A 2,532-nucleotide genomic window follows, 5' to 3' on the forward strand; every position below is an offset into this window, starting at 1 on the left:
TCGAGGGCGGACTGTTCGGGCAGCCCGCGCGGCAGCAGGCTGAGCTGCAGGGTGACGGCCATGGTGTGTACGCGGGTGTATCGGCGGGCGTTGTCCTGCTTCGGCGCAACAGCCAGGAGTGTGGTGCCGGCCGTGCAGCCCTCGGCGTGCCGGAGGGGGTGGGCAGGAGTCCGGTAGGCCTCTGCGCGGCTGTTGCCGAGAGGGCCGACCGTCGCTCTGCACCTGCGCCCCCTCATCTGGGTGAGCAAAACATGCATAGATGGCATTATTACTGTAGTTCAAGGAATTTCACGGGAGGTAAGTGACTTAACACGTGAATCACCCCAAATGCGGCACGTCACGACTGTCGTACTGCTGGTGGGCTGCGGTCAGCAGGTCTCGATAGCCGCGCCAGGAGAAGCTCTTGCGCCGCCACGCCGGCAGTCGTCCCGGCGCGACTGGTGGACCAGCCGAGATCGGTGGCCGGGCTTGTAACGAGTCAACGCCACGATCGAGACGCGCCTGCAGAACCAGCAGCGTATCCGCACAACGGGGCCCCCTCGGGGACGCGGTGACGGAGTGTCACACCCGGGCCGGACCACACTGCCTGTGCTGTTCTGCGCCCGCGACAGTCGAGGCAGCAGGACGCTGAGATCGTGCGAGGGATGGAAGGTGAGGGTAAAGGAGAGAAGGTACTCGTCGTCGCTCGGATCTGGGTCGACACGGCCATGTCCCCGTCCCGACTTCGGTACACCGACTCGGCGAGTCCACAGTCGCTACCGGCGGGACCTGGCCGATACCGCCGTCGGCGGCAGCCCGCTCGGGTGCTCGCCTTCTCCATCCACGGTCTCTGCTCCGCTTGTGCCGTCATCATCGGCGCGACGGGCGAGGCTGTGCCCGACAGATGCCACCAACGCCTTTGCCTACAGACACACACCTTCCCCACTGCATCGCGGAAGACGCCCTACTCCACGCCCCGATCCAACCGAGCTCGCCCAGCAGCTCCTACTTCGACATCGACGATCCCCACACGCTATGCATGATCGCCGACATCGACTACGGCAGCTGAAAGCGCTGAAGGGCGGTGCAGCACGATGTGCTCACCCGCGCATGGCCGCACGGCGTCGCCGCACCGAGGCAGGGGTCCAGCTAATCACCCCCTGCCAGACCTGCACATGCACTGGACGACTCGGCCGAACGCACCGGCATGCAATCAGCACCGCTCCGGGCGAAGATCCAGGAGTCCCGTCGGATCCGCATCCTCTCGCACTTGGCGCTCTGCACGCGCTGGCCGAACGGGGGTCATCACATCCTCGCCGAAATGAATCGCCCGTTCGAGCACCAGCCAGACCAGACGTATCTCAGAGTGATGCGGCGCCTACCACACGACACAGAGGATGCAGCGCCGCCATCAGACCTAACCACCTCTCCCACGAGCTGTTTGCATGAAGGGGCCCCGCCTACACCGGGAGGCTATTCATGGTTACCAAGCAGGGCCGCCAGGCCGAGTCGGATGACGAGGTGGTTCGCGCCGTTGAGTCCCTGATCAGCGGGCGGGGCGCCCACGCACCCCAAGGCGCAGCCAACCCTGTGCCGCTGCGGCCCGGTCCGCCGGACAGCCGCCTTCTCCACTCCACCACGCAGCAGTCCACGGTCACACGACCTGTTTCCGGTGACATCCGAGCCGCCGCACGCCTTCCCCTCATGACCGCGGGCACGGGCATCTCACACCTGCACGTGGAACTCACCGGAGAGCCCGGATGACCCCCGTGGTCGCGACCGCTCTCGACCTGCCCTTCGGCAGCACGGGTGACGGGGTCGAGCTCTTCCTCGATCTCTACACCGGCGACAAACCTCTGATCCCGGCACGGGGCTTCATGCTCGCTCCGCGGACGTCTCCCCCAGACCTGCCTAGTGGACTGCAGCTTTTGAATGTGCCCAGCACGTGCCTGTCCGGCCACCTCTTCAAGACGTATGTCCATGCGCTACGTGAGGCATTGTCTGAGCGGATCGATCCTTCTGAAGTTGAGATCGTTCACCTCCAGCACCTCACTTTCGGCGGTGCACCAGCTCTGATCCACGCGCTGCCCACTCATCCCCGCATCGCGCTGGTTCACAGTGTTGACCTGTCGTATGCCACAAGCCACCCCGATCAGCTGGCAGTCCTTCGCGAGACAGCACACGCAGTCGACGCGATCGTCGTTCCGACCGACGCCATGGCCGACCGCCTGGTCCAACTCGACCCCACGATCAATCGCCGGAAGATTACGAAGATCCCCTGGGGAGTCCCTGACCACCTCCTCGCCACTCCGACCCCTCACCCAGTCCGGCGTCCGGCCGGCAGCTTGCGACTGCTGTATGCCGGACGCCTCACTCCCGAGAAGGGCGTCGAGTCCCTCCTACGCGCCATGACCGTCCTCCGCTCCATCGAGCTGAGCATCGTCGCACCCAGACGCCAGTTCCACGCCCTGACACCGCTTCTGCGCCTACTCGGGGTTCGCGTGCGCTATCTCGGCTGGCTCAGCCGCCCGCAGCTGTGGAATGCCTTTGCCG

2 protein-coding genes and 1 pseudogene are annotated in these 2,532 nt (G+C 65.4%); 1 reads left to right on the top strand and 2 read right to left on the bottom strand.

Features of this window, described 5'->3' with window-relative positions; genetic code table 11:
- Positions 1-236: hypothetical protein (locus AB0N17_RS46045; RefSeq protein WP_366017644.1), on the bottom strand; the 236-nt coding region annotated here is incomplete at its 3' end.
- A gap of 115 nt (positions 237-351) precedes the next feature.
- A pseudogene (locus tag AB0N17_RS46050) lies at positions 352-581 on the bottom strand (IS630 family transposase); the annotation flags it as partial.
- Between the two features lie 1,158 nt (positions 582-1,739).
- Here AB0N17_RS46050 and AB0N17_RS46055 point away from each other — a divergent pair.
- Positions 1,740-2,532, top strand: a 793-nt coding sequence (locus AB0N17_RS46055; protein WP_366017643.1) for a glycosyltransferase, incomplete at its 3' end; no start/stop codon positions are given.

Origin of the sequence: Streptomyces sp. NPDC051133 (genome assembly GCF_040682635.1) — a bacterium.
Classification (GTDB): Bacteria; Actinomycetota; Actinomycetes; order Streptomycetales; family Streptomycetaceae; genus Streptomyces.